At 62.8% G+C, this 24015-nt stretch carries 19 protein-coding genes, 1 tRNA gene and 4 pseudogenes; 8 read left to right on the top strand and 16 right to left on the bottom strand.

Annotated features, from left to right (window positions below; genetic code table 11):
- Positions 1–51 precede the first annotated feature (51 nt).
- Together MTR72_RS28960 and MTR72_RS28955 are read right to left on the bottom strand one after the other, a co-directional pair.
- Positions 52–1617, bottom strand: a complete 1566-nt coding sequence (locus tag MTR72_RS28960; protein ID WP_280967803.1) for an amidase family protein — start codon at positions 1615–1617, stop codon at positions 52–54.
- A gap of 133 nt (positions 1618–1750) precedes the next feature.
- Complete coding sequence (locus MTR72_RS28955) at positions 1751–2932, bottom strand: MFS transporter (protein ID WP_280967802.1); 1182 nt, start codon at positions 2930–2932, stop codon at positions 1751–1753.
- A gap of 99 nt (positions 2933–3031) precedes the next feature.
- Here MTR72_RS28955 and MTR72_RS28950 point away from each other — a divergent pair, with 99 nt between their 5' ends.
- On the top strand, positions 3032–3985 hold the full coding sequence (locus tag MTR72_RS28950; RefSeq protein WP_280967801.1) for a LysR family transcriptional regulator: 954 nt from the start codon (positions 3032–3034) through the stop codon (positions 3983–3985).
- 15 nt (positions 3986–4000) lie between these two features.
- On the opposite strand, the gene MTR72_RS28945 is transcribed toward MTR72_RS28950, so the two are convergent.
- Positions 4001–4816, bottom strand: coding sequence for a methyltransferase family protein (locus MTR72_RS28945; RefSeq protein ID WP_280967800.1), 816 nt, complete (start codon positions 4814–4816; stop codon positions 4001–4003).
- Positions 4817–4987: 171 nt separating this feature from the next.
- Here MTR72_RS28945 and MTR72_RS28940 point away from each other — a divergent pair, with 171 nt between their 5' ends.
- Positions 4988–6763, top strand: coding sequence for a caspase family protein (locus tag MTR72_RS28940; protein ID WP_280967799.1), 1776 nt, complete (start codon positions 4988–4990; stop codon positions 6761–6763).
- Between the two features lie 25 nt (positions 6764–6788).
- On the opposite strand, the gene MTR72_RS28935 is transcribed toward MTR72_RS28940, so the two are convergent.
- The 4 genes and pseudogenes from MTR72_RS28935 to MTR72_RS28920 all read right to left on the bottom strand — a co-directional run bounded on the left by MTR72_RS28935 (position 6789) and on the right by MTR72_RS28920 (position 11655).
- Complete coding sequence (locus tag MTR72_RS28935; RefSeq protein WP_341511631.1) at positions 6789–6971, bottom strand: hypothetical protein; 183 nt, start codon at positions 6969–6971, stop codon at positions 6789–6791.
- A gap of 301 nt (positions 6972–7272) precedes the next feature.
- Positions 7273–7404, bottom strand: a pseudogene (locus MTR72_RS28930) (TetR family transcriptional regulator); the annotation flags it as partial.
- A gap of 15 nt (positions 7405–7419) precedes the next feature.
- Positions 7420–10529: pseudogene (locus tag MTR72_RS28925) on the bottom strand (efflux RND transporter permease subunit).
- A pseudogene (locus tag MTR72_RS28920) lies at positions 10529–11655 on the bottom strand (efflux RND transporter periplasmic adaptor subunit). The pseudogenes MTR72_RS28925 and MTR72_RS28920 overlap by 1 nt, the downstream one beginning before the upstream one ends.
- 215 nt (positions 11656–11870) lie before the next feature.
- Here MTR72_RS28920 and MTR72_RS28915 point away from each other — a divergent pair.
- The 3 genes from MTR72_RS28915 to MTR72_RS28905 are packed head-to-tail and all read left to right on the top strand — an operon-like array spanning position 11871 to position 13552.
- Positions 11871–12449: a TetR/AcrR family transcriptional regulator gene (locus tag MTR72_RS28915; RefSeq protein WP_280967797.1), complete on the top strand. Its 579-nt coding sequence runs from the start codon at positions 11871–11873 to the stop codon at positions 12447–12449.
- Between the two features lie 28 nt (positions 12450–12477).
- A complete protein-coding gene (locus MTR72_RS28910) occupies positions 12478–13329 on the top strand; it encodes an alpha/beta fold hydrolase (RefSeq protein ID WP_280967796.1) in 852 nt (283 codons plus the stop codon).
- 31 nt (positions 13330–13360) lie between these two features.
- Positions 13361–13552, top strand: a complete 192-nt coding sequence (locus tag MTR72_RS28905) for a hypothetical protein (protein WP_280967795.1) — start codon at positions 13361–13363, stop codon at positions 13550–13552.
- 287 nt (positions 13553–13839) lie between these two features.
- Here MTR72_RS28905 and MTR72_RS28900 read toward each other — a convergent pair whose 3' ends face one another.
- Genes MTR72_RS28900 through MTR72_RS28885 form a run of 4 tightly spaced genes read right to left on the bottom strand, consistent with a single transcriptional unit; the run spans position 13840 to position 17632 of the window.
- Entirely contained in the window at positions 13840–14652 is an 813-nt protein-coding gene (locus MTR72_RS28900; RefSeq protein WP_280967794.1) for a methyltransferase domain-containing protein, read from the bottom strand.
- Positions 14653–14671: 19 nt separating this feature from the next.
- Positions 14672–15472, bottom strand: a complete 801-nt coding sequence (locus MTR72_RS28895) for an ABC transporter ATP-binding protein (protein ID WP_280967793.1) — start codon at positions 15470–15472, stop codon at positions 14672–14674.
- Between the two features lie 5 nt (positions 15473–15477).
- Positions 15478–16452, bottom strand: coding sequence for an ABC transporter permease (locus MTR72_RS28890; RefSeq protein ID WP_280971171.1), 975 nt, complete (start codon positions 16450–16452; stop codon positions 15478–15480).
- A gap of 58 nt (positions 16453–16510) precedes the next feature.
- A complete protein-coding gene (locus MTR72_RS28885; protein ID WP_280967792.1) occupies positions 16511–17632 on the bottom strand; it encodes an ABC transporter substrate-binding protein in 1122 nt (373 codons plus the stop codon).
- A 200-nt stretch (positions 17633–17832) separates the two neighbouring features.
- Between MTR72_RS28885 and MTR72_RS40555 the strand changes: the two are divergent.
- Both MTR72_RS40555 and MTR72_RS28880 read left to right on the top strand, forming a co-directional pair.
- Positions 17833–18006 (top strand): annotated as a pseudogene (locus MTR72_RS40555) (LysR family transcriptional regulator); the annotation flags it as partial.
- 39 nt (positions 18007–18045) lie between these two features.
- Entirely contained in the window at positions 18046–18822 is a 777-nt protein-coding gene (locus MTR72_RS28880; RefSeq protein WP_280967791.1) for a LysR family transcriptional regulator substrate-binding protein, read from the top strand.
- A gap of 162 nt (positions 18823–18984) precedes the next feature.
- On the opposite strand, the gene MTR72_RS28875 is transcribed toward MTR72_RS28880, so the two are convergent.
- Positions 18985–19074, bottom strand: a tRNA-Ser gene (locus tag MTR72_RS28875).
- A gap of 197 nt (positions 19075–19271) precedes the next feature.
- On the opposite strand from MTR72_RS28875, the gene MTR72_RS28870 reads away from it, so the two are divergent.
- Positions 19272–19613: a hypothetical protein gene (locus MTR72_RS28870; RefSeq protein WP_280967790.1), complete on the top strand. Its 342-nt coding sequence runs from the start codon at positions 19272–19274 to the stop codon at positions 19611–19613.
- A gap of 169 nt (positions 19614–19782) precedes the next feature.
- Here MTR72_RS28870 and MTR72_RS28865 read toward each other — a convergent pair whose 3' ends face one another.
- The 4 genes from MTR72_RS28865 to MTR72_RS28850 all read right to left on the bottom strand — a co-directional run bounded on the left by MTR72_RS28865 (position 19783) and on the right by MTR72_RS28850 (position 23914).
- On the bottom strand, positions 19783–21246 hold the full coding sequence (locus MTR72_RS28865) for a trehalose-6-phosphate synthase (protein ID WP_280967789.1): 1464 nt from the start codon (positions 21244–21246) through the stop codon (positions 19783–19785).
- A gap of 17 nt (positions 21247–21263) precedes the next feature.
- Positions 21264–21422: a hypothetical protein gene (locus MTR72_RS28860; RefSeq protein ID WP_280967788.1), complete on the bottom strand. Its 159-nt coding sequence runs from the start codon at positions 21420–21422 to the stop codon at positions 21264–21266.
- A gap of 176 nt (positions 21423–21598) precedes the next feature.
- Entirely contained in the window at positions 21599–22426 is an 828-nt protein-coding gene (otsB, locus tag MTR72_RS28855) for a trehalose-phosphatase (RefSeq protein WP_280967787.1), read from the bottom strand.
- Positions 22427–22429: 3 nt separating this feature from the next.
- On the bottom strand, positions 22430–23914 hold the full coding sequence (locus MTR72_RS28850) for an MFS transporter (protein ID WP_280967786.1): 1485 nt from the start codon (positions 23912–23914) through the stop codon (positions 22430–22432).
- Positions 23915–24015 lie beyond the last annotated feature (101 nt).

Below are 24015 nucleotides of genomic sequence, written 5' to 3'. Positions count from 1 at the left end.
TCCGAGGATACAAGAGGGGCTTCGCGCGACCCACGAAGCCCCTGTGTCAGCTCAGGCCATCTGTTCCCAGAGCCGACGGGTGAGGACTCCGGCGCGCTTCTCGATCGCGGCGGCGGCATCGAGCGCGAGGTCCTCACGGTAGCGTCCGGCGATGAGCTGCACGCCGATCGGCTTGCCGTCATGCAACGCCACCGGCACCACGGCGCCGGGCAGACCCAGCACGTTGATCGCGGAGATAAAGCGGATCTCGCCCCAGAAGATCTCGCGTACGCGCTCGGCGCTGACCGTATCCTCGCGCGGCCCCGGCGTCGGCTTCACCGTGGTCGGCGCCAGCACCACCGGATAGTCCTCGAAGAATAGTTGCCAGGCGCGGATATGGCCGTTGCGCGCGGCGGTGGCGCGCATCCAGGCCGGCAGGTCGAGCACGCTGGCCTCGGTCTTCATGCCGCCCCATGCCTTGTGGAAGTCCTCCGAAGTGACCTTGAGCATCGCGGCCTCCTGCATCACCACCGTCTCGTTGGTGATGATGTCGCACCAGGTCTGCCAGACGCCGTTGATGTCGGGTACCTCGACCTCGCTGACGCGATAGCCGGAGCGATCAAGATGATCGGCGGCCTGGCGCAGCGCCGCCGCGACCTGCGGATCGACGTCCATGTCTTCGGGGATCTTGGCGAGCGCAACCTTGACCGGCCCCTTCGGCTTCGGCCCGACCAGCGGCGCCGGCACCCACCAGGGATCGCGCGGATCACGCTGGCTCATCACTTCGAGCGCCAGACGAACGTCGGCGACGTGGCGGGCGAGCGGGCCCTGCGCCGACATCAGATGCGCCAGCATCGGTCGCTCGGCCGTTGCGCTCTGGTTGAAGGCCGGGATGCGCCCCTGCGTCGGCTTGATGGTGGCGATGCCGTTGCAATGCGCCGGCCAGCGCAGCGAGCCGCCGATGTCGTTGCCGTGCGCGATGGTGCCGATGCCGGCGGCGACCGCCGAACCCGCCCCGCCCGAGGAGCCGCCGCAGGTGATGTTCGGATCCCAGGGGTTCAGCGTCAGCCCGTGCAGGGGACTGTCGGTGAAGCCGCGGAAGGAAAATTCCGGCGTGTTGGTCAGCCCGATGACGATCGCGCCGGCTTTCTTCAGATTGCGGACGACCGGCGAATCCGATGGCGCGATGAGGTCCTTGTTGGCCGGCACGCCGTTGAAATTGGGTCGGCCTTCATAGTCAACATTCTCCTTGATGGTGATCGGCACACCGTGCAGGAGGCCGAGCTCGCCGCCCTTGGCGCGTTGCTTGTCGGCCGCATGCGCCGCCGCGAGCGCCTCTTCCGAGAGATCGACGACCACCGCGTTGAGCCTGGGATTGACTGCGTGCATCCGCTCGAGATGGGCTTCGACCGTCTCGACCGCGGAGATTGCCCCAGTGCGGATCGCGGCCGCAGTGTCGACCGCCGACCATTGCCAGACCGGCCCCTTCGGGCGGGGCGGCGCGGCCGGTTTGCGTGGTGCGGCTTTCTTGGCCGGCCTTGCAGGAGCCGCTTTGCCGACAGTCGCCTTCTTGCGCGAGGTCTTCGCCGCCGATTTCCTCGAAGCCGTTTTCTTCCTGGTCGCCGTCTTCTTCGCCACGTCGCTTTCTCCTGAAATTGCGCAGCGGAGGTTACGGAGGGCGATAGGGCGTGTACAGGTGCGTTTCTGCATGGCGCTTTGGCGGGGGCCCGCCAATGCGCCGAATTGTCTGGGATCGTCGTGCGCCCTCGCTCTACTCGGCAGGGCACGCCACGACCGCGTCCGGCGCGCGGTCGAGCCGAAGGCTCCACAGCGCGAGCAGGAGGCCCACTGCCGTGATTGCCGCGGCCACCATCGGCAGCGCGGAGAGACCGAGCCCGCGATCGATGGTGGCGCCGCCGGCCCAGGCGCCGAGCGCGTTGCCGAGATTGAACGCGGCGATGTTGAGGCTCGAGGCGAGCGTGCGGCCACTCGGGCCCGCGGCTTCGAGAACGCGAAGCTGCAGCGGAGCCACGGTTGCGAAGGCGGCGATGCCGAGCAGCAGGATCAACACGATCGCAAGACTCTTGATCGACAGCACCGCAGCGAGACCCACGAGCACGATCGCGAGCGCGGCGAGCGTGCCGATCAGGGCACGCGCCAGCCCACGGTCGGCGAGCCTGCCTCCCGCGACATTGCCAATGGCAAGCCCGACGCCGAACACCAGGAGGATCGGCGATACGGCGGCTTCCGGAAAGCCGGTGAAGCGCGTCAGGATCGGCTGGATGTAGGTGAAGACGACGAACAGGCCGGCGAAGCCGAACACGGTCATGGCAAGGCCGAGCAGCACCTGCGGCCGGCCGAGCACCGCCACTTCCTCTGCGAGCGAGATGGGCTTGTCGCCGCTGCCGACATGGCCCGGCACGAGCGCGGCGACCACCGCAAACGCGATCACGCCGATCGCGGTCACCGCCCAGAACGCCGCGCGCCAGCCGAGCATCAGGCCGAACCAGGCGCCGAAGGGCACGCCGAGCAGGGTTGCGACCGTCAGGCCGATGAACATGGTTGATATCGCGGAGGCGCGCTTGTCCTCGGCAACGAGGCTGGTTGCCACCACCGAGCCGACGCCGAAAAAGGTGCCGTGGGCGAGCGAGGTCAGCACCCGCGCGGCCATCAGCAGCGCATAGTTCGGCGCCAGCGCGCAGGCCGCATTGCCGAGCGTGAAGATCGCCATCAGCGCCAGCAGCACGGTTTTCCGCGGCATCCGCCGCGTTGCCAGCGTCAGGACCGGCGCGCCGACGAACACGCCGAGCGCATAGCCGGAGATGAGCAAGCCCGCGACCGGCACGGAGACGTGCATGTCGGCGGCGACCTGGAGCAACAGGCCCATGATGATGAACTCGGTGGTGCCGATGCCGAAGGCACCGGCGGTGAGCGCGAGGACGGCGGGAGGCATGCGTGACTTCCAATGAGAGGGACGACACACGCAGATAGCCGCAGCGCAGCAAAAACATTAGGATGTCCGCAATCCAATCATTTATGACGTGAATTCAACATGGCCCGCTTCGACACCAACCGCTCCGCCGAGATGGAGGTTTTCGTTCGCGTCGTCGACTTGGGCGGATTCACCCAGGCCGCGCGAAAACTGCGCCTGACGCCGTCCGGCGTCAGCAAGCTGATCTCAAGGCTGGAGGCGCGGCTCGGCACGCGGCTGATCAACCGCACCACGCGGAAGCTCACGCTGACGGAAGAAGGCCAGGCCTTCTATCAGCGCGCCGTAAACATCCTCGGCGAGATGGAGGAGGCCGAGCGCGAGGCAGCCTCGGGCGCGGCGCCGCGCGGCCGGCTCACGGTCAACAGCAATATTCCGTTCGGCATGCTGCATGTGATGCCGCTGATCCCGCGCTTCCTCGAACAGCATCCGGACGTCACGTTGGACCTCGTGCTGACCGACACGCTGATCGATCTGATGCAGGAGCGCGCCGACGTCGCCATCCGCGTCGGACCGTTACGGGCCTCGCGCCTGGTCGCGCGCAAGCTCGGCACCAGCCGCATGGTCGTCGTCGGCGCGCCGAACTATCTCGCGCGCTTCGGCACGCCGAAGACACCGGCGGATCTCGCCGAACATCGCGGCATCGGCTGGACCTTTCCGCGCTCGATCCGCGGCTGGCCGTTCAAGCGCGGCGACCGCACCGAGGAAGCCGTGCCGCCGCCGGCCGCGCGCGCCAGCGACGGCGAAGCCGCCCGCCGCCTCACGCTCGGCGGCGTCGGCCTTGCCCGCCTCGCCCTGTTCCACATCGGCCCGGACATCGAAGCCGGCCGGCTCGTGCCGGTGCTGCAGAACTACAACCCCGGCGACCGCGAAGACATCCACGCCGTCTATGTCGGCCATACCGCGCCGCTGCCCGCGCGCGTGCGCGCGTTCATCGATTTTTTGGCCGAGCATGTGCGCGTGGATGATCCCACACTGAAGCGCGCGGGAGACGGGCGGTGGAAATTGCTTGGATGAGGCTGAAGCGCGGCGTCAGGCTTGCGGATCGACGGCCTTGGTCAACCGCTTCCGCCCGGCCTGACGAGCCAATCGCTCAATCCCTGTAGGGATCAATCTGACCGGGATCAGAAAAGGCGTCCTTGCGGCGTAGGCGTCATATTCAGGAAAAGCCAACCGAAGAATCCGCTCTTCGTTGATCATTCGCCGGCATTGAATCGTCACGACAGCAACGGCGATGAGCACAGCAAGCGGTGAAAGCACTTGGAGTGTCACGCCGGCCAGAGCAGTTAGCTCACAGAGGTAGAGGGGATGCCTGACGATTCGGTAAGGTCCCTCCGTCACCAGGCGCCTTGCCTCCGGCAGAATGCTGAAGGACTTGCCCAACCAGCGAAGCACCACAATAGACAGCGACGTCGCCACCATGATCAACGCTGTGGACAGGATCGACCAGATTGGGCCGAGCTCTGCCTTCGGAAGAAAAGCGAGCGCGATACTCAGGAAAGTACCCAGCAAGGCTGAGATGCGCGTCTCAATGCCCTTCGACTTCATGATCGGGACCAGCCGGATCATGGCCGTCACTGTAACCAGGCCGAGAAAAAGGACGTTTGCAATGCCGGCCGCGACCATCAGCAGCTTGGCGACGCTGTCCAGCGGAAGCAGGTGAGGAATGCCTGCGGCACCGAGAAGCGCGGACCCGCCGTAGGTGATGAATATTGCTGCTCTCGCGGTCCAGTCCAGCCAGGGATTGACGCCGCAACTGGCGATCCCATTCCCGGCTGTTGCGGAGTTCACCTGGCCGAGCTTCACGTCAGTCACAGCACTGACCTCGCCGCTCAAAATCGGTGTCACTAGACGCCATGCCTCCGAGGAGGTCAATCGGCCCGCCATCCCCGGGGGTCACGCATCCTGCCGACCCGGTTCCATTTCCCCCGGATCCTGCGGATCATCAAGCTGTCATTGAACCGTTTCTGTCGTGGCGGCACGTATATTTAGAGGCACTATTTCAACAGTAGCACTGCCATGGCTGCACACGGCTTTGTGAAACTGCGCCGAATTTCCTTTTTCCTCGCCATGCTGCTGCTCTGTCAGCCGGCATGGGCTGCAAATCGTGTCGCCCTCGTCATAGGCAATTCCGCGTATAAGAACGCGGCGCCGCTTTCAAACCCGATCAACGACGCCGTCATTGTCGAGGCGACACTGAAGAACGCGGGTTTTGACGTTGTGCAAACCCGTCTGGACATTCAGGCGGCCGAGATGCGACGTGCGCTGCGCGATTTTGCCGACCAGGCGCGCGACGCGGATGTAGCCGTCGTCTATTACGCGGGTCATGGCATCGAGATCGAGGGCACGAACTACCTGATCCCGATCGATGCCACGCTAGAGCGCGATACAGATGTCTACGACGAGGCGTTTTCGCTCGATCGGGTCCTGCTGGCCGTTGAACCGGCAAGGCAATTGCGGCTTGTGATCCTCGACGCTTGCCGCAACAATCCTTTCTCCGAGAAGATGAAGCGAACGGTTGGCTCACGGGCAATCAGCCGGGGCCTCGCCCGCATTGAGCCGGCGACAGCGAATACGCTGGTGGCCTTCGCCGCCAAGGCCGGCTCGACGGCGTCGGACGGCAACAGCAAGAACAGTCCCTACGCTGCCGCACTGGTCAAATATATCGGAACACCCGGCCTGGATTTGCGCAGGGTATTCGGTTTCGTCCGCGACGACGTCATGAAAGCAACCGGCAATCGGCAGGAGCCGTACGTTTACGGCACGCTTGGCGGTGACGATGTGCCGCTGGTGCCGGCCAAGGAACCAGCCAAGGAAGCTGCCAAGGAAACTGCCAAGGAAGCCGCCTCAGCGGCGACGCCGCGGTCGGAAATGCGGCACGACTACGAGCTTGCGCTGCAGGTCGGCAACAAGGATGCATTGAACTTCTTCATCGCCCAGTATCCGGACAGCTACTACGCAAATCTGGCAAAGCTTCAGCTCGCCAAGATTGACGCGGAGGAGAAGCGTGCGGCGGCAGACGAAAAAGCGCGTCAGGCCGAGCAAGAGCAGGCACGGCTCGTCAACCAGGGCGCTCAGCAGACGCAGCTCGCCAAGGCGGCCTCGGAGCTGAAAGCAGCGCAGGAAGCTCGGGCCGCCGCCGAGGCAGCCAAGGAGGCCGCGCAACAACAGGCGGCTCAGGCCGAACAGAGGCGTGTCGCGGCCGAGATTGCCGCCGCTGTCGCAAAGAACACCGCACCGGTTGCTCCCTCCGCGTCAAACCGGCCGGGAGAGCCGAACACAAATGCGGATGCCAAGGTGGCCGCGCTGCCCAGTCCGCAAGCGCCCGCGCCGCCAGCGGCGCCGCCCGAGCTTGCAAAATCGCTACAGACCGAGTTGCGCCGGGTTGGCTGCTTCACAGGATCGGCCAACGGGGAATGGGACGCTGCGTCCCGGCGCTCGCTTGAGCTGTTCAACCAGAACGCCGGCACCAAGTTCGATGCCAAGGCCGCGAGCGCCGATGCGCTTGACGCGATCAAGCTCAAAGCCGCGCGAGTTTGTCCGTTGATTTGCGGATCCGGCCTCAAACGTGACGGCGATCGCTGCGTCAAGATCACGTGTGCCGCCGGCTACTTCGTCAATGACAACGACGAATGCGAGAGGCGCAAGGCACGTCAGGCCCCATCTGCCAGGCTCGAGCGCAGGAGTAGGGATAGGGAGGAGGCTCCGGCAAGACCCGCAAAGCCCAAGGCCGAGGCCAGCGCGGACAACAAGGGGGGCGGCGGAATGCCATTCATGCCGTTCTTCCTGCCCTGAGGATCTTGTTGACCTCGGACATGCTTTAGCCTGACTTGCCGAGAGCTCTGAGGATGAAGCGAATATGGCTGCGCAGGCCTGCTTCGTTGTCTTCGCCGTGTTGAACGCAGTACTCGATCAGAATCGGATGGAAGAACGGGATGAACGCGCACTTGACCGCTCGCGCGGCTTCCGCGGCATCTTCGACCTTGAACTCGCCGGCTTCGATGCCCTCCCGTAAAGATCGCCTCTAAGATCGTCACCATCCGTTCGCTATGCGCCTTGATGATCGGCCAGTTCTGCTGCGTGGCGGCGACGATCAACTCGTGCATGGGCCTTGCCTCGACCAGCATCATCTTGGCGCGGTGGTGAACAGCGGTCAGGACTTGGTCGAGTTTCGCCTTGGCCGGCGCGTTCGTGCGTACGATCGCATACGCGATGTCAGCAACCTCGTTCACAACACGCCCGCAGATGGCCTCGTTGATTGCATCCCTGGAGGGAAAGAACCGATAGATATTCGCCGGGCTCATGCCGAGTCCTGCGGCGATGTCGGCCACCGAAGTTCTGTGGTGACCGACGCGGCGAAACTGTTCCTCCGCCGCTTCCAGGATTCTCGCGCGCGCCTCGTCGGAAACCTTTTCCGTTCGGACCGGACGGTTCATCGAATTCAGCGAGCTCTACTCGGCAGCCAATGCTGGCCGTAATTCCGGTTGCTCTGTCGAATTCTGGTGGACCTGATCTGCCGTCGGCTTGATCCGGAACCACGCAGCATAGAGCGCAGGCAGGAACAGCAGAATCAGCACCGTGCCGACCGCCGTGCCGCCAATCAGCGTGTAGGCCATCGATCCCCAGAACACGGAGTGCGTGAGGGGAATGAAGGCCAGCACGGCGGCAAGTGCGGTCAGGATCACGGGCCGCGTGCGTTGCACCGTGGCCTCGATCACGGCGTGATAGTCGTCAAGTCCGGCAGCGAGGTTTTCCTTGATCTGTTCGGTCAGGATCAGCGTATTGCGCATCAGGATGCCGGCCAGTCCGATCAGACCCAGAATGGCGTTGAAACCGAAGGGCTGGTTGAAGGCGAGCAGCACCGGCACGACGCCGACGAGACCAAGCGGTGCGGTCAGCACGACGAGGGCCATCATCGAGAAGGATCGCACCTGAAGCATGATGACGATCAGGGTGGCGGCGATCATCGCGGGAAAGACAGTCGCCAAGGCGTCATTGGCCTTGGTGGCCTCCTCGATCGAGCCACCCATCTCGATGCGATAGCCCGCCGGTAGAGATGCGATCAGCGGCTGGAGGGCCGTCTTGATCTGCTTGGAGACCTCTGGAGGCTGGGTCGCCTCGTTGATGTCCGAGCGAATCGTGATGACCGGCGTGCGATCGCGGCGTTTCAGGATCGGCTCTTCCAGACGGATTTCCGAATGGCCGATCTGGTCGAGCGGAATCTGTCGGCCGGTCCGGCTGATGAGCGAGAAGTCCGCCAGACGCGTCGGGTCCAACCGCTCGCCGCCTCCACTGCGCATCATGATCGGAACGTTGCGGATGTCCTCGCGGACCTGCGTGACGGCGATGCCGGTGAGGAGAAGCTGGAGCTGCTGGCTCATTTCCGCAGGCGAGAGGCCGATGAGGTTCAGTCGATCCTGATCCGGGATAAAGCGGAGCACAGGCGTACGATTGCCCCAATCGCGATTCGCTTGGCGCACATCGTGCACGCCACGCATAACGTCGAGGGCTTTTTCAGAGATGGCGTACAATTGCGCGGGATCAGGCCCCATGACCCGAAACTCGACCGGGAACGGCGTATAGGGTCCGAACACAAGCTGAGTAACTCGCACATTGGCCTCAGGTGCAAGCCCCTCCGACACCGCCTGTCGGAGCCGGTGCTTCAAAGCCTCGCGCGCTTCCGCGTCCGGTGTCAGCACGACGATCTTGGCGAAGGCCGGATCGGGCAGCTCCGGCGCCATCGCGAAGAAGAAACGGGGAGCGCCCTGACCGATATAGCTGGTGACGATCTTGGCCTCGGGCTGGTCGTGCAGCCAGCGTTCGAGCTTCTCGACTGTGGCTGTCGTCGTCTCAATGCTGGTGCCTTCCGGCAGGCGAACCTCGACCAGCACTTCGGGACGATCGGAGGTCGGGAAGAACTGCTGTTTGACGGCACCCATGCCGACACCGGAAAGCGCGAAAGCGACGGCGACGATGGCGCAGGTCACGAACTTGTGGCGCACCGCGAAAGTGATGAGCCCGCGCAAGCGCCGATAGTTGGGTGTGTCGTAGATCGCGTGGTGACCGCCTTGGACTGCCTTGATCGCGGGCAGCATCCTGACGCCGAGGTACGGCGTGAAGACCACCGCGACGATCCAGGAGACGATGAGGGCGAACCCTACGACCCAGAAGATGTTGCCGGCGTATTCGCCGGCCGTCGAGCGCGCGAACCCCACCGGCAGGAAGCCGGCGATCGTCACGAGTGTTCCGGACAGCATCGGCGCCGCAGTGTGGCTCCACGCATAGGCCGCCGCCAGCATGCGGTCCATGCCCTCTTCCATTTTCACCACCATCACCTCGATGGCGATGATGGCGTCATCGACGAGAAGACCAAGCGCCAGGATGAGGGCGCCGAGCGTGATGCGGTCGAAGAACCGGCCGGTTTCCAGCATGATCAGGAACACGACGGCAAGCGTCAGAGGAACCGCTGCGGCCACGACGATACCGACGCGCCAGCCGAGGCTGAGTAGGCTCACCAGCAACACCACGCCGAGCGCCATCGCAAACTTCAGCATGAATTCGTCAACTGCCGAGGTGATATTGACGGCCTGATCGGTCACCTTGTCGAGCGTCATGCCGAGTGGCAGCGTCTGTGCGATAGCTGCGGACTTCTCTTCCAGCGCCTTGCCGAGTGCGAGACCATTCCAGCCCTCCTGCATAACGACCCCGAGCAGGATGGCGGGCTCACCCTGGTGTCGGATGAGGTAGGTGGGAGGATCCTCGTAACCACGCGGACATCGGCGATGTCGGAGAGCTTCAGCATCCGGCCGGCAGCAACGATCGGCGTGTCAGCGATGGTTTGGACACTGTCATAAGCGCCGTCGATCCGGATGAAGACCTGCGGGCCCCTGGTGTCGATCGAACCGGCGGGTGTGACCGTATTCTGCCGCTGCAAAGCGGCAATAATATCCTGTGCCGATACGCCGAGGGTTGCCAGTTTGGTATAGGAAAAATCGACGAAGATCTGCTCGGGACGTTCGCCGAGGATGTTGATCTTCTTGACGCCGGGCACATGCAGGAGATCTTGGCGGATCACCTCGGCCTTCCTGGCGAGCTCACGCAACGGCATGCCCTTCGCCTTGAGGGCGTAAAGGGCGAAGCTCACGTCCGAATATTCGTCGTTGACGAAGGGTCCAAGCACGCCGGACGGCAACTTGCGGGCTTCATCGCCGAGCTTCTTGCGGGCCTGGTAGAACTCCTCCTGCACGCTCGATGGCGGTGTGCTGTCCTTCAGCGTAACCGTCATGTACGCATAGCCTGGCCGTGTGGTCGTCTCCACCCGGTCGTACCAGGTCAGTTCCTGAAGCCGCTTCTCCAACGGTTCGGCGACCTGGTCCTGCATCTCGCGCGCCGTCGCGCCCGGCCATACCGTCGTGACCGTCAGGGTCTTGATGGTGAAGGAGGGGTCCTCGGCGCGTCCGAGCATGAAGAAAGCGTAGGCGCCTGCAGCCGCCAGCAGGAGGATGAAGAATAGCGTGACGGCCCGTTCGCGAACGGCGATCGCGGAAAGATTGAAGCTCATCAGTTGCTCCTATCTTGAGAGGCGGTCCTGACGCGTGCGCCTTCCTGCAGGAGATGAGCGCCGAGCGAAGCAACGGAATCACCCGAGCTCAGCCCGGAGATCACGGCGGTTTCGCTGGTCACGCGCACCAGCTTGATCGGCCGGAAGTGCACGGTCGAGGTGGCGCTGTCGAAAACCCAAACGCCGGTCTTTCTGCCGTCATCGAGCACGGCTCCCAGCGGCACCTGGACTTCCGGTTGCGTCTCCTGGCTTGCAAGCCGAATCGTGACCGTTGCGCCGAGCGGTGCCGCGGCAGCCTCGCCGTCGAGCACATAGCGGGCCTCGTAGGTGCGGGTCTGGGCATCGGCGGAATCCGACAACTGGCGAAGATGCGCCGTAAAGCGGCGTCCATCGCTTCCATACAGGCTGGCCTCGCATACAGGCTGGCCTCGGCGAGCGAGCCGATCGCCGGTCGCATCGTTTCGGGAAGCGCAACCACGGCTTCGCGAGGGCCGGACTGCGCAAGCCGAACGACCATCTGGCCGGCGGAGACGACTTGTCCGGGCTCGCCAAGCGTTTGCATGACGGTGCCGTCCGCATCCGCCACCAGGACGGAGTAAGTTGCCTGGTTCTCGGCGACCCCCGCTTCGGCTTCGGCGGCGGCGAGCTGCGCTTTGGCTGTATCCGATGCGGCCTTCGCCTGCTCGTAGCGCTGCCGGGAGGTCCATCCATCATTGACGAGGTTGGCGTATCGCCGCTCATCCGCATCCGTCTGAACGACGGTTGCGCGCGCTGCGGCGACGGCGTTGCGCTTCGCCGTAAGCGCAAGACGCAGATCGGTTTCGTCGATCCGCATCAGCGGCTGCCCGGCTTTGACCTGCTCACCGACATTCACAAGTCGTTCGACGATCTTACCGGCGACGCGAAAGCCAAGGTTGCTTTCCACCCTCGCGCCTATGGTGCCCGTGAAACCGCGTTCGGATCCGCTCACCCGCGCGGCCGTCACCAGGCTGACCATCGGCGGTTCCTGCCTCGGATCGCGTGCGGCGGAAGCTTCTTGGGCGGGAATAGCAAGAGTGGCGAAGACAGCGGCTCCCGACGCCGCGATCAGGACGCCTGCCACGACCAAAAGTCTGCTCTTTCTCATTGCCATCTCCCAGACCACTTAGATTTCGTTCGACCTCTATAGCTAATTTAGAGGTCGATCACAATCTAAATTGGAGTGCTGACGGGAATGTGATCTCCATAAAGCCGGCCCTTTGGCCGAGGGGCGCCAGATTCAGTCCTGCGCCGCTTGATAGATTGCGTTCGCACTCTATTTGAGATATAGATTTCGACCGAAATCCAAAATGGAGGTCCACGATGCGCGTGAGTCGCATTCAAGCCGCGGAGAACCGGCAAACCGTGATCAATGTGGCAAGTCGCCTCTTCAGGGAGCGCGGCTTTGATGGCATCGGCCTCAAGGATCTGATGGAGGGCGCCGGGCTAACCCAGGGCGCCTTCTACAAGCAGTTCGAGTCAAAAGAGGATTTGGCGGTAGAGGCGTCCAAGCGTGCCTTGGAGAGTGCTTCCCGCCGGTGGTCGGACGCGGCCGAGCAGAAGCCTGATGATCCGCTTGGCGCGGTGATCGGGTTCTACCTCAGTGGCGACCATCGCGAAGAAAAGATGGATGGCTGCCCGATCGTGGCGCTCGGCGCGGATGCCGCGAGACAGGGCCCGGATGTGAAAGCGGCATTCGAGGGGGGAATCAAGGCGCATCTCGACGTGCTCGGCCGCTTCCTCGATCCCGCCGGCGGCGAGGCGTCCAGCAGCAAGGCCATGGCCATTCTTTCGACGATGGTCGGCGCGGTGACGCTATCGCGCGTCGTCAACGATCCCGCTCTGGCTCAGGCGATCCTGGATGCGGCGGCCGAACAGGTTCGCAACGCCGCTCCCGCTTGAAAGCGCCCTCAAAGCACGGAGAGATCGAATGCTCAGCGTGACTGGCGACAAACCAAATCTGCTCAAGATATCGGACACGCTGAGTGTCCGGTTTCAAAAGATCGGCAGCGGGCCTCCGCTGCTGCTGATCCATACCATCCGGACGCAGCTCGAATATTTCCGCAGTCTCGCGCCGCTCCTCGCCGGATCGCACACGGTGTACGCCATTGACCTGCCGGGCCACGGACACTCACCGATCGATCCGAGCGCGAGCTTCGACGAACCCTATTTCAGACGGGCCGTCATTCGCTTCATCGAGGAACTGGATCTCTCGGCGGTGACAATTGTCGGCGAGTCGATCGGCGGCGCATTGGCGCTCACGGTGGCGGCATCGCTTCCGCAGCGGGTGAAGCGGGTCTACGCGATCAACCCCTACGATTACGAGACCCGCTACGGCGACGGCATCAGGCGCGGCAACTGGCTCGCGAATTTCATCATCGGAAGTTTGCAGATCCCGCTTCTCGGCGCGGTAAATGCGTCGCTCGAAAACAAGATCATCCTCGGCAAGATCATGGGCGGCGGATATCACGACCCCCGCAAACTGCCGGCCGATCTGCTCGCCGAGTTCGACGAAGTCGCCCACCGTTCGGGATACAAGCGGGCCGCCCGCAAGGTGCTGGCAGGTTGGCGATCCTGGAGCAAAGCCCGCGACTACTATCGGCAGATCGCGGCCCCCGTGACGCTCATTTATGGCGACAGCGATTGGTCTCGGCCCAGTGAGCGCGAACGCACACGGTCGCAGATCCCTGGCGCGCAAATCGTGACGCTGAAAAATACCGGTCACTTTTCAGCCGTCGAGAATCCGTCGGAACTGGCTCGCGTGATACTGACGACAGAATGACCGCAATGATCAAACGCAGGAGTGCGCAACGATGTTCAAGCGCTTTTGGCAGAGCATGAATGAATGGGCCGAGGCCCTCAGCATGGACGATCCGCGCGGCGACTACAATTTCAGGCTGGAAGATCGTGTCGCAAAGCTTGAGCGCGAAGTTGAAGGTCTTCAGATCCAGTCCCGAGCAACACTGGTTGGGCCGGATGACCGTGTTCATCAATTGCAATCGTGAACGCCGAGGACGAGAGAAACCAATTTCCCGTTGTTTGACGCACGAAATCGCGCCCCTGGCGGAGAGAGTGTCAGTCAATCCTCATTGAAAGATCAAGTATTTTCGACCTTCTTCGACCCGAACCCACCGTTTGAGCTACCGCCGGAAAATGGGATTCGCCTTCGACAAAAACCTGTCCTACCAAATGGCCCGTCGTCGACAACAGTGCCATCAAGCGACTAGCGAAAGGCAATTGCCGTCGCAACGGCGGGGGCTTCGAGATGTCGGCTAAGTGCCGCCACAAGCGGTCATGGCGCATCGTCAATCTTGCGCGCGGTGAGGCTTAGGAAGAGCATGGATCCGTAAAAGGTGCCGGTGGCAACGCGCCGCTGCGCTTCCCGGTCGTAGCCATCCACCAGTGCTTGCCCAATCTCGCCAGCCCGGCCGGCCGCGCTGGTTCCACGCGAGAGCAAAGTGAGCAGGTAGTCGGGGTGCGTCGTCTGCACGTAACCGTGGGGATCCAGCGATTGCACGCAGAAACCCGCCGCGGCCGCGAGAACAGGGAGCCGCCGCATAATGTAAGGTGCGTGTACCATATTGCGCAGCACCGCGGCCACTGCCGATTGCAACGGGTCGCCATCGAACAGTGCGACGCCAAGCGTCGCGAAGTCGCCGTCAAAAACAACGAGCTGACCACCCGGCTTAAGTACCCGCCAGGCTTCGGCTAATGCACCTTTGGGGTCGAGTAAATGGGAATAGACGGTATGTGCAATGACAATATCGAAACTGGCGTCCGGCTGCCCGGTAGATGCGGCATCGCCGCGCTCGAACGACGCGCGTGGCTCACCGTTGAATGTTTCGTTCGCCATCTTGATGAATAACGAGGATGGATCGATACCCAAGAGCCGTGTTGGGCGCAGGTGTTGCATGATGAGCTGCGTGACAGCACCGTTGCCGCAGCCGACCTCGAGCACGTGGGCGTCCGGGACACCGATTGCCCTCATATAGCGTGCGCATATCGATTGCATGGCCGGCTCGGCTGCGCGGATGCTCATCGATCTGGCGATGACATCCAGCACCTCGGGCGGCTGATCTTCAATGCGCGTGAGTAGATCGGTCAAAGCGACGCTCCCTTAGCCCTCACCAGGTCTCGGCAAGCCCCAGATGGCCGATGATTTCACGCCGAAGCTCTGCCAGATGCGGATCGCCGCGATGACGCGGATAAGGCCGCGCATTCACGACTTCGGCCCTGATACGTGCGGGACGGTCACTCAGCACGATGACCCGAGTAGCAAGGAATATGGCCTCTTCCACGTCGTGGGTGACCAGAAGCGCAGTGAAGCCCGCCCGCTGCCAGAGTCGCACGAGCTCTTCCTGCATGGTGATGCGCGTCAAGGAATCGAGTTGGCCCAGCGGCTCATCGAGAATGAGAAGCTTTGGGTCGTTGACCAGTGCCCGCGCCAGAGCCGCGCGCTGCGCCATTCCGCCGGAAAGCTGGCGTGGATAAGCCGTGGGAAAACAAGCAAGGCCGACCAGTCGCAACGCGTCATCGACGCGTTCGCGATGGCTTCGAAGCAGCCCGCGCGCTTCCAGCCCAAGGGCAACGTTGCTCCAAACTGTGCGCCATGGATAGAGCGTTGGGTCCTGAAAAACGATGATGCGGGATGCATCAGGCCCGTCAATCGCCTGGCCGTCCATGGATAGTGTGCCGATCGTGGGGAAGTCGAGCCCTGCAACCAGTCGCAACAAAGTCGACTTGCCGCAGCCACTCGGACCCAGGATTGCGACGAACTCTCCAGGCTCGAGACGCAAGCTGATACTTTCGAGTACCGGCAGCGGACGTCCCTCCAACTCGAAACAATGGCTTACCTCGTGAATCGAGAGCGCGGCTCCCCGCTGCGATGGGATACCGGCCTGAAGCGCAGGTTCCGACTCTGCCATGTGGGCTACCATCGCACCAACCCCTTCTGCCATGCCAGAAGCCGATCACGCAGGCGGAAAAGCAGGGTGATCAAGCTGGAGAAGATGAGCGCCATGATCAGCAGTGCGGCGTACATGTTGGCATAAGCAGCCCACCCCTGCGCCCATTGAAGGTACCAACCAAGACCTGCCTTGACGCCCAGCATCTCAGCAATAACGAGGACGGCGAATGAGTTTCCGAGGCCCATGAACAGGCCGACGAATACGTGTGGCATCGCCGCCGGAATGGTCACCTTGAGAATGAGGAAGCTTTGGTTTGCGCCGAGCGTGCGTGCGGTATCGTAATGGGCCTTGCTCACGCCTGCGACCCCCGACCAGGTTAGGACGGTAACCGGAAATCCAGTCGCCAGCGCAATCAGAAACGTGCTCGCACTGTGGCTTGATGGGAAGACAAAGAACGCAAGCGGTAGCCAGGCCGTCGCAGGCAGCGGGCCGACGAGCCGCAAGACCGGGTGGATCCAATAGCCGACGGCGCTCGACCAGCCAATGGCCACGCCGACGACGAAACCGAGCACGGCGCCAAGAAAATAGCCCCCTGCCAACAGGCGCAACGAGGCGAGAACACCTTCGACGAGGCGGACGCGATCATCAACTATGACTTCCAACAGAGCTTGAGGTGGCGGGAAGAATGGCATCGGAAGGAGGCCAAGCTTCGCCGTAACCGTCTCCCAAGCACAGAGAAGCAGTGCGAGAGCAAGCATCCACGGTGCGAGGCGCTGCATGCGCGGCAAGCAGCCAAGCCAAGGGCCGGCAAGGGTGGCGAATGCGAGCACAGCGCCGAGCGCACCAAATGCAGCGGCAAGGTCACCCGTGTAACTCCAATCCGTTCCCGGCTGGTCGGACCAGACGCCCGTGAGCATGGCGACTCCGAGCCATGCCGCCGCTGCCATTCCAAGGATCCATGCCCGCCGCATCGAACTCTGGCGCTGGGCGAGAGCCATCCTTGTGGGGCGGCTCACTTGATCCATGGTGGAATTGATCGCCACGGCTGTTGCCCGCTCAGCTTAGGACGTCGACGTAGACCCGTTCTGCGAACTTCGTCGGATCCATGCTTCGCTTGAACACGTTCACCTCTTTAAGCTCGCTCGCGTACAATACGATCTGCCGCTTGAGTTCCGTCCCGATCGGATGATTGTGATGAGTGTGGCTCGCGAGCATGGCGCCGAGATCGTCCAGCGAGCCGTTGCCCCCATAGGCCGAGTACGCCGCGGCGGCGTCGGCGGGACGGTCAGCGACCATGTCGCCAGCCTCGAGTACTGATCGTGTCAATGCACCTGCCGCGGCCGGTTCGCTACGGATCAGACTTCCTCGGATAGCGAGCACGCAGCAGATGCGATCGGCAAATTCCCCAGAGAGATTGGTCATGACCTCGTTGAGCTTGCCACCCTTGAGCCAAAGATAGGTGCGCGGGTCATTGTCAGTGAGTGCCTGAGCCTCGCCCTTCTCAACGGCAAGCGCAAGCAGATCGGCCGGATATTGGCGCCAGTCGACGTCCCTGACCGGATCAATCCCCATCTTGGCGAACGCAATGGAGCAGAAGTTCTTCGCCGGGCTTGCCTGGTCACTGATGGCAATAGTCTTGCCGCGCAGCGATTCCAGGCTCGTGATGTTGGCAGCCTTGGACCCGAGCAGCCGAATGCAGCCGCCGTGCACGCCGGCTGTGATACGAACATCGAATCCCTGCTCTAGCGGCTTGAGCCAACGTAGAGCCATCCCAATGCCCGCATCCGCTTTGCCCGTCGCGATCGCTTCGAGGAGTTGTTCGGTCGAACCACCGAAATTGATGAAATCAACGTCGAGATTATGTTTTGCGAAGATGCCCCGTTCCTTTGCGACAGGGGCCGCCGCCGTGCAAATCGACGTCGCATTCCATGCAAGTGTGAGCGCTCGCTGCGGTCCCGATAACCTTTCCCCTGGCATAGCCGTGCGGCAAAGAGGAAGTTCATCAGGAAGAGATGCGCTCTTCACTGCCGTCAATGCACGAGCCCCACCGACCATCGCGATCGGCGTTGCGACCCCGAATGCCCCGGCGAGACCGAGGACCGTCCGACGGGATAGATAGGGTCGAATCGGCTTGCGCCCCTCGGTGGTGAAATTCCTGCTATTCTTACTGTTCTCCATGCTGATCCTCCCTACTCAGGCGCTCATAGAGGCGTGCAGCAGAAGCCCGCTTTTATGCTCGGATCTTCGTGGTCGCATCGCTCGCCGGAAATGCCGGAGGCGATATTCCAAGCTTGTTGGCAAACATGCCGCCAGAGTGGATCCACGTCCAATGCATAATTGTGCTCGTATTCCATGCCGGCGAGGCATAAATTTGGACCATGGATCTGAGGCGCCTAACAACCTTTGTTGCAGTCGCTGAACTGGGCACTGTATCGAAAGCCGCAGTGCGCCTGCGAATTGGACAGCCCGCGCTTTCGCGACAAATCGGTGATCTTCAGCGGGAGTTGGGGCTCAGGCTGTTTGACCGTGTCGGGCGGGGCCTCGTATTAACTGCAGAAGGTAAGCAGCTTCTCGCGGATTGCCGCCGCGTAATGACCGATCTCGAAGCTATCCGCGAACACGCGGAGGTCCTTCGGCGCGGAGACAGGGGAGTGCTGAAAATCGCCGCGCCACCGCACACGATCGAGAGTGTGCTGGCGAGATTCCTTCCTCAATACGCTGAGCGCTTTCCCAACGTAAATGTAGAGCTGATTGAAGCACTCGGTGCTGAACAGACAGCGATGCTTGAACGCGGGGAAGTTCATGTGGGCATCAGACTTGAACAAGGGGGTCCCCGCTTCGAGAGCCGCGTCCTGCCACCAGCTGAGGCCTTGGCGGCTTGCGCGACATCCCTAGAGCTAGGCCATGCAGGTTTCATAGACATCACCCGCCTTGCCTCTTATCCGTTGCTGCTACTGGATCCCGGCTATTCCATCCGAAGGCTGTTCGACGCAGCGTGCCGCCTCGCAGACGTCGAGCCCAATATTGTGCTCGAGAGTCGTGCACCGCACACGCTGCTCGCTATGGCGGAGGTTGGGCAGGGTGTGGCGATTATCCCCTCCCTTCAGCGAACGGACCGATACGCTTTGCGAATTGTCCGCGTAACGCATGGCCGCAAGCCAATTCGAGAAAGAGTTGCAATTCAATGGGACAGGCGCCGCCGGCTTCCTTCTTACGCCGTCGCCTTTTGCGAAACGCTGGCCGATTATATGCATACAATCCTCCCAATCACACATCCTACCAAGACCAATGAGGCAGGTGGGCGGAGGCAATTAGTCTCTCGGAGTTTTCACGGCAACGAAAAGGGCCGGATACGCCCCAATCGCTGAGAGCGCCGATCCCGCGCAACATTTCTGTCGAGATGGCAAAGATTCTGTCCCATCCAGAATGCGGAGCCCCGGCACTTCCAATGTCCCGTTTGGGTCCAGACTGTGTGAAAACACCTCAATGATGATTCTCCAGCGATTCGGCCGGAGGATTCGATGACGCGCTGGCGGAGAGAGTGGGATTCGAACCCACGGTACGGTTTCCCGCACACACGCTTTCCAAGCGTGCGCCTTAAGCCACTCGGCCATCTCTCCGGAGCGCCCTCTCTTGAAGGGGCAGCGATGATTTTGCAAGGGACTGCAGGAAAATCGGGTGAATTTTCCGTAAGCCATTGTAATTTCAAAAGAATATCAGCCGCCGCGAGGCGACTTTATGTCGTCCGTCGCATGAACCAGCGGTGGGTTTGGCACGACGATTCACGGACAGACCGCCAACCACACCTCGGGACGCCATGACCATCTGCAAAACCATCGCCACGCTGGGCCTGCTCTCAGCCTTTGCCGTCACCTTCGCCGCGCCTGCCCTGGCGCAGATCTGCACACGGCAGGGGGTCGATGTGAGCTGCGACGACGGCCGGCGCGGGGTGCTTGCGGGCGATGCCATCATCTGGCCGGACGGCACGCGCTCGAGCTCGACGCCGCATCAGAGCGTCATCATCGGCAACAAGTCTTCAGTGCATGTCGGGCCCGGCGTGTTCGTCGGCCAGGGCAAGGGCGCGGTGCCGCTGGACGATCCCAACGCGCCGAACAAGCACAACTGCGCAATCCTGGATGGCGTGTCGTATTGTTATTGAGACACTCTCTTCCCTTCTCCCTTGTGGGAGAAGTTGGCGCGCGCAGCGCATCGGATGAGGGGGTAGTTCAGCACATGCGATGCGCGAGATTCACGCCCGGAGACCCGCCTCGCTTCGCGAGGCCCCCTCTCCCGCAAGACGAGAGGGTAAGAGCACGCCGTTCTGGGAGCTAGATCAACCTCACGCCCGAAATCGCCGACTTCAGCCAGCGCAGCGCTTGCGGCGGTTGGGCGGCGAGCGGCGCGACGGCCGCTTTCTGGGTGCGGCTCTTCTCGAGCTCGGCGACGAAGTCGGCGGACCATTGCTGGATGGTGTGGCCGCGCAGCTTCTTCATCATCGCGTCCCAGCGCATCTTGCGCTCGGTGAGCGGCATCGCGGCCGCGATCGCGATCGCGCGCGCCATGCCGTCGATGTCATGCGGATTGACCAGCAGCGCCGTGTCGAGCTCGTTGGCGGCGCCGGCGAATTTCGACAGCACCAGCACGCCGGGATCCGCCGGGTTCTGGGCGGCAACATACTCCTTGGCAACCAGGTTCATGCCGTCATGCAGCGGTGTCACCACACCGACCTGCGCGGTGCGATAGAGGCCAGCGAGCACGGCCTGACTGAAGCCTTTGTTCAAGTAGCGGATCGGGGTCCAGTCGACCTCGCCGTGACGGCCGTTGACGTCGGTGACGAGGCGCGCGACCTCGTTCTGGAGATTGCCATAGGCTTCGATGCCGCCGCGCGAGGGATTGGCGATCTGCAGCAACGAGATGCTGCGCAAGAGTTGCGGCTGCTCGCTCCAGAGCCGGTCAAACGCGCTGATGCGGTTGACGAGGCCCTTGGAATAGTCGAGCCGGTCGACGCCGATGGCGAGCCGCTCGCCGTTGAGGCTGCGGCGCAATCGCGATACGTCAGGATGCGAGACCGATTTTGCGGCATACTGCGCGAACTTCTCCGCATCGATGCCGATCGGGAACACCTCGCAGCGCGTGCGTCCATGCTGCGAGAGCGCGATTCCATCCTCGACGGTGAGGCCCAGCTCGCCGGCGACATAGCCGAGGAAATTCTGGCGATCCACCTCGGTCTGGAAGCCGAGGAGATCATAGGCCAGCATTGCCGTAATCAGCTCACGATGATTCGGCACGCCCTGCATTACCGCGGCCACCGGCCACGGGGTATGCAGGAAGAAGCCGATCGGATCGTCGACGCCGAGCTCGCGCAGTTCCGCGCCGAGCGCGAGGAAATGATAGTCCTGCACCCAGAACGCGGTCCGCGTTTTCCGGAAGCGCAGCAGTGCGCGCGCCATGAACGCGTTGACTTCGCGATAGCTGAGATAGTCGCCTTGAGAGACGCGGATCAGGTCGCTGCGCGAGTGCAGCGCCGGCCACAGCGCCGAATTGGCGAAACCTTCGTAATAGCCGCCGTAATGCGCCGCCGGCAGATCCAGCGTCGCCAGGGCACCCGTGCCGAGTGCCTCGATCTCGGCGAACGGTTCCTTCTGATGGCCGTCGCGCACGCGACCCGAGGAACCCACCCAGATCGCGCCTGAATGCTCCACCACCGGAAGCAAGGCAGCCGCAAGACCGCCCGTCATGGGTTCATTAGGTTTGCCGCGCGCGACGCGGTTCGAAACGACGACAAGATTCACAGGTCGTCCCCTCCTGTTCATTCCGCCTCGTTTAACTGATGTTCATCAATATGGTTCCGGAACATCGTTTCAACGAATTGAAACCAAAATCGGGCGCGGGCGACGGAACCGTTTTTACCGGCGGAACCTGGAAATTTGCCTGCAAAGACAGTTTTTGCGGTCGTGTTGCGCAGCATGAATTTCGTGCGCCATAGCGCTCCGCGAGAGGTATTGTGGCTCTGCGGTGGCGCTGCCTTGCTTTCACCTAAAGCGCCCGACGAACCGTCGACGTCGCCTCAGGTGTTGTTTGAGCACGATCTCCGCACAAATGCGTTCCGCGTTTGTCGCCGCGACGCGGCGCTTCGGGGCCGGATCAGGCTCGTGCATCATCGAGCAAACGCGCGAGGAACTCACGCACGTCGCTCGGTGCATCGAAGTGACCACTCACGCCGATGGCGCGGCGGCCCACCGAGAAAGCGAGCCCGTCCATGTCGGGCATGATGGCGAACACGGTTTCGTCGGTAACGTCGTCCCCGATGAAGATCGGACGGCGGCCCTTGAAAGGCTCGTGCTTCATCAGCTCGCGCACGCCGCTCGCCTTGGTGAAGCCGGAATGCTTGATTTCGCAGACGAACTTGCCGGGCAGCACCTCGATCGGCGCATTGGGCAGGTCGGCGCGGATCAGCGACACCGCTTCATAGATCGCCTTCTCCGCATGCGGCGCGAGGCGGTAGTGCAGTGCCAGCGAATAGCCCTTGTCCTCGAGCAGAATGCCCGGGCTGAGCTTGGCGATCGCAGCCAGCCGGCGCTTCAATTCCTTGTCCAGCGGCGGCGCGTGCACGTCGTCCGCTTCACTGTCCACGGACAGGCGCATTTCCGCGCCGTGACCGGCGACAGCGCGATAGATATCGGGCGCGAAGATCAGGTCGATGTCGTTGAGCGAGCGACCGCTGACCAGCGCCAAGGCGCCCGACGTGCGCTCCACCAGGCGATTGAGCGTATCGGACAGGCCCGGCGGTACCCAGACCTCGCGCGGCGTCGGCATCAGGTCGAGCAGCGTGCCGTCGATGTCGAGCAGGATCGCGGTCTCGCCGAGATGCGGCACGAGCGCGTGGGGCACCGGCACCGTTTCCGGCACTTCCCGGTCATCGCGTATGGTTGGTTCGTCGCTCAACGGTATTTCCGCAAGGTCTGATTTCATAGTCTACTCCATAAAGGCGAGCGGCCGCGCGATATGTTCGAGCGATTTGCGCTCCGCGGAGACGGCATAGCGCCACGCCACGATCGCGGCCGCGATCATCAGCACCGCCCCCAAGAGATAGCCGGCGAACACGCTGGTGCGCGAGCCGGTGTCGATCAACGCGCCGAACAGCGCCGGCCCGATCACGCCGCCGATGCCGGTGCCGACCGCGTAGAACACCGCAATCGCCAGCGCGCGGACTTCGAGAGGAAACGTCTCGCTGACGGTGAGATAGGCCGCGCTCGCTGCCGGCGAGGCAAAGAAGAAGATCACCATCCAGGCGATGGTCTGGCCCTGCGCACTGAGCGCGCCGATCGAGAACAGATAACCCGACAGCGCGAGCAGCAGGCCGGACACGCCATAGGTGAACATGATCATGGTGCGACGGCCGAGCGTATCGAAGAGGCGGCCAAGTAGGAGTGGGCCGAGGAAATTGCCCGCGGCGAAAGGCAGGATGTACCAGCCGACATGATCGGCACTGATGCCGTAGAAGTCGGTCAACACCAGCGCGAAGGTGAAGAAGATCGCGTTGTAGAAGAAGGCCTGCGCGCTCATCAGCACGAGGCCGACCAGCGCGCGCTGGCGATACGCCGAAAACAGCGTGTGTACGACCTCACCGATCGGCGTGTGGTCGCGCATCCGCAGGCGAACCTTGACGAAATCTTCGCGGTCATCCTGCCGATGTCCGACCACCGAGCCTTCGATCTCGTCGACGATCGCATGGGCCTGGTCGGGACGGCCGTGGATCATCAGCCAGCGCGGGCTCTCCGGGATCCACATTCGCATCAACAGCACGACAAGGCCGATGGTCGCGCCGATCAGATAAGCGAAGCGCCAGCCGAGATCGGGACCGATGAAAGCGGGATCGAGCAGCACGATGGCCGCCACCGCGCCCATCGCCGCGCCGATCCAGAAGCTGCCGTTGATGACGAGATCGGTCCAGCCGCGATAGCGCGCCGGCACCAGCTCCTGGATCGTCGAGTTGATCGCAGTGTATTCGCCACCGATACCGGCGCCGGTGAGGAAGCGGAACAGCGCGTAGCTTGCGATGTCCCAGGAGGCCGCGGTTGCGGCGGTTGCCGAGAGATAAACCGCGAGCGTGATGAAAAACAGTTTCTTGCGGCCGATGCGGTCGGTGAGCCAGCCGAAGCCGAGCGCGCCGAGAACGGCGCCGGCGAGATAGGCGGAATTGGCGATGCCGAGATCGAGGTTGGAGAAAAGCAGCGTCGGGCTCTGCTTTAACGCGCCGGAGAGCGCGCCTGCCAGCGTCACCTCGAGGCCGTCGAGGATCCAGGTGATGCCGAGCGCCAGCACGACGCGCGTGTGAAAACCACTCCACGGCAGCGCGTCGAGCCGTGAAGGTATGCTGGTCTCGACGATGCGATCGGACGCGGTTGCTACCGAGGCCGCAGGACCAAGATTCAGCGCTGGGCTCTGCTGCAATTCCATTGTGTTGTTGCGTCTGACCGATGCGGTCCGCCCCGCGGCACGAGATTGTGGACGGGGTCGGTCCGATCATGGGGGTGCGGCATTCCGCCTGCCACCGGCGA

Origin of the sequence: Bradyrhizobium sp. ISRA442 (genome assembly GCF_038085055.1) — a bacterium.
Lineage (GTDB): Bacteria > Pseudomonadota > Alphaproteobacteria > Rhizobiales > Xanthobacteraceae > Bradyrhizobium.
This window is presented reverse-complemented; position numbering and strand designations above follow the sequence as displayed.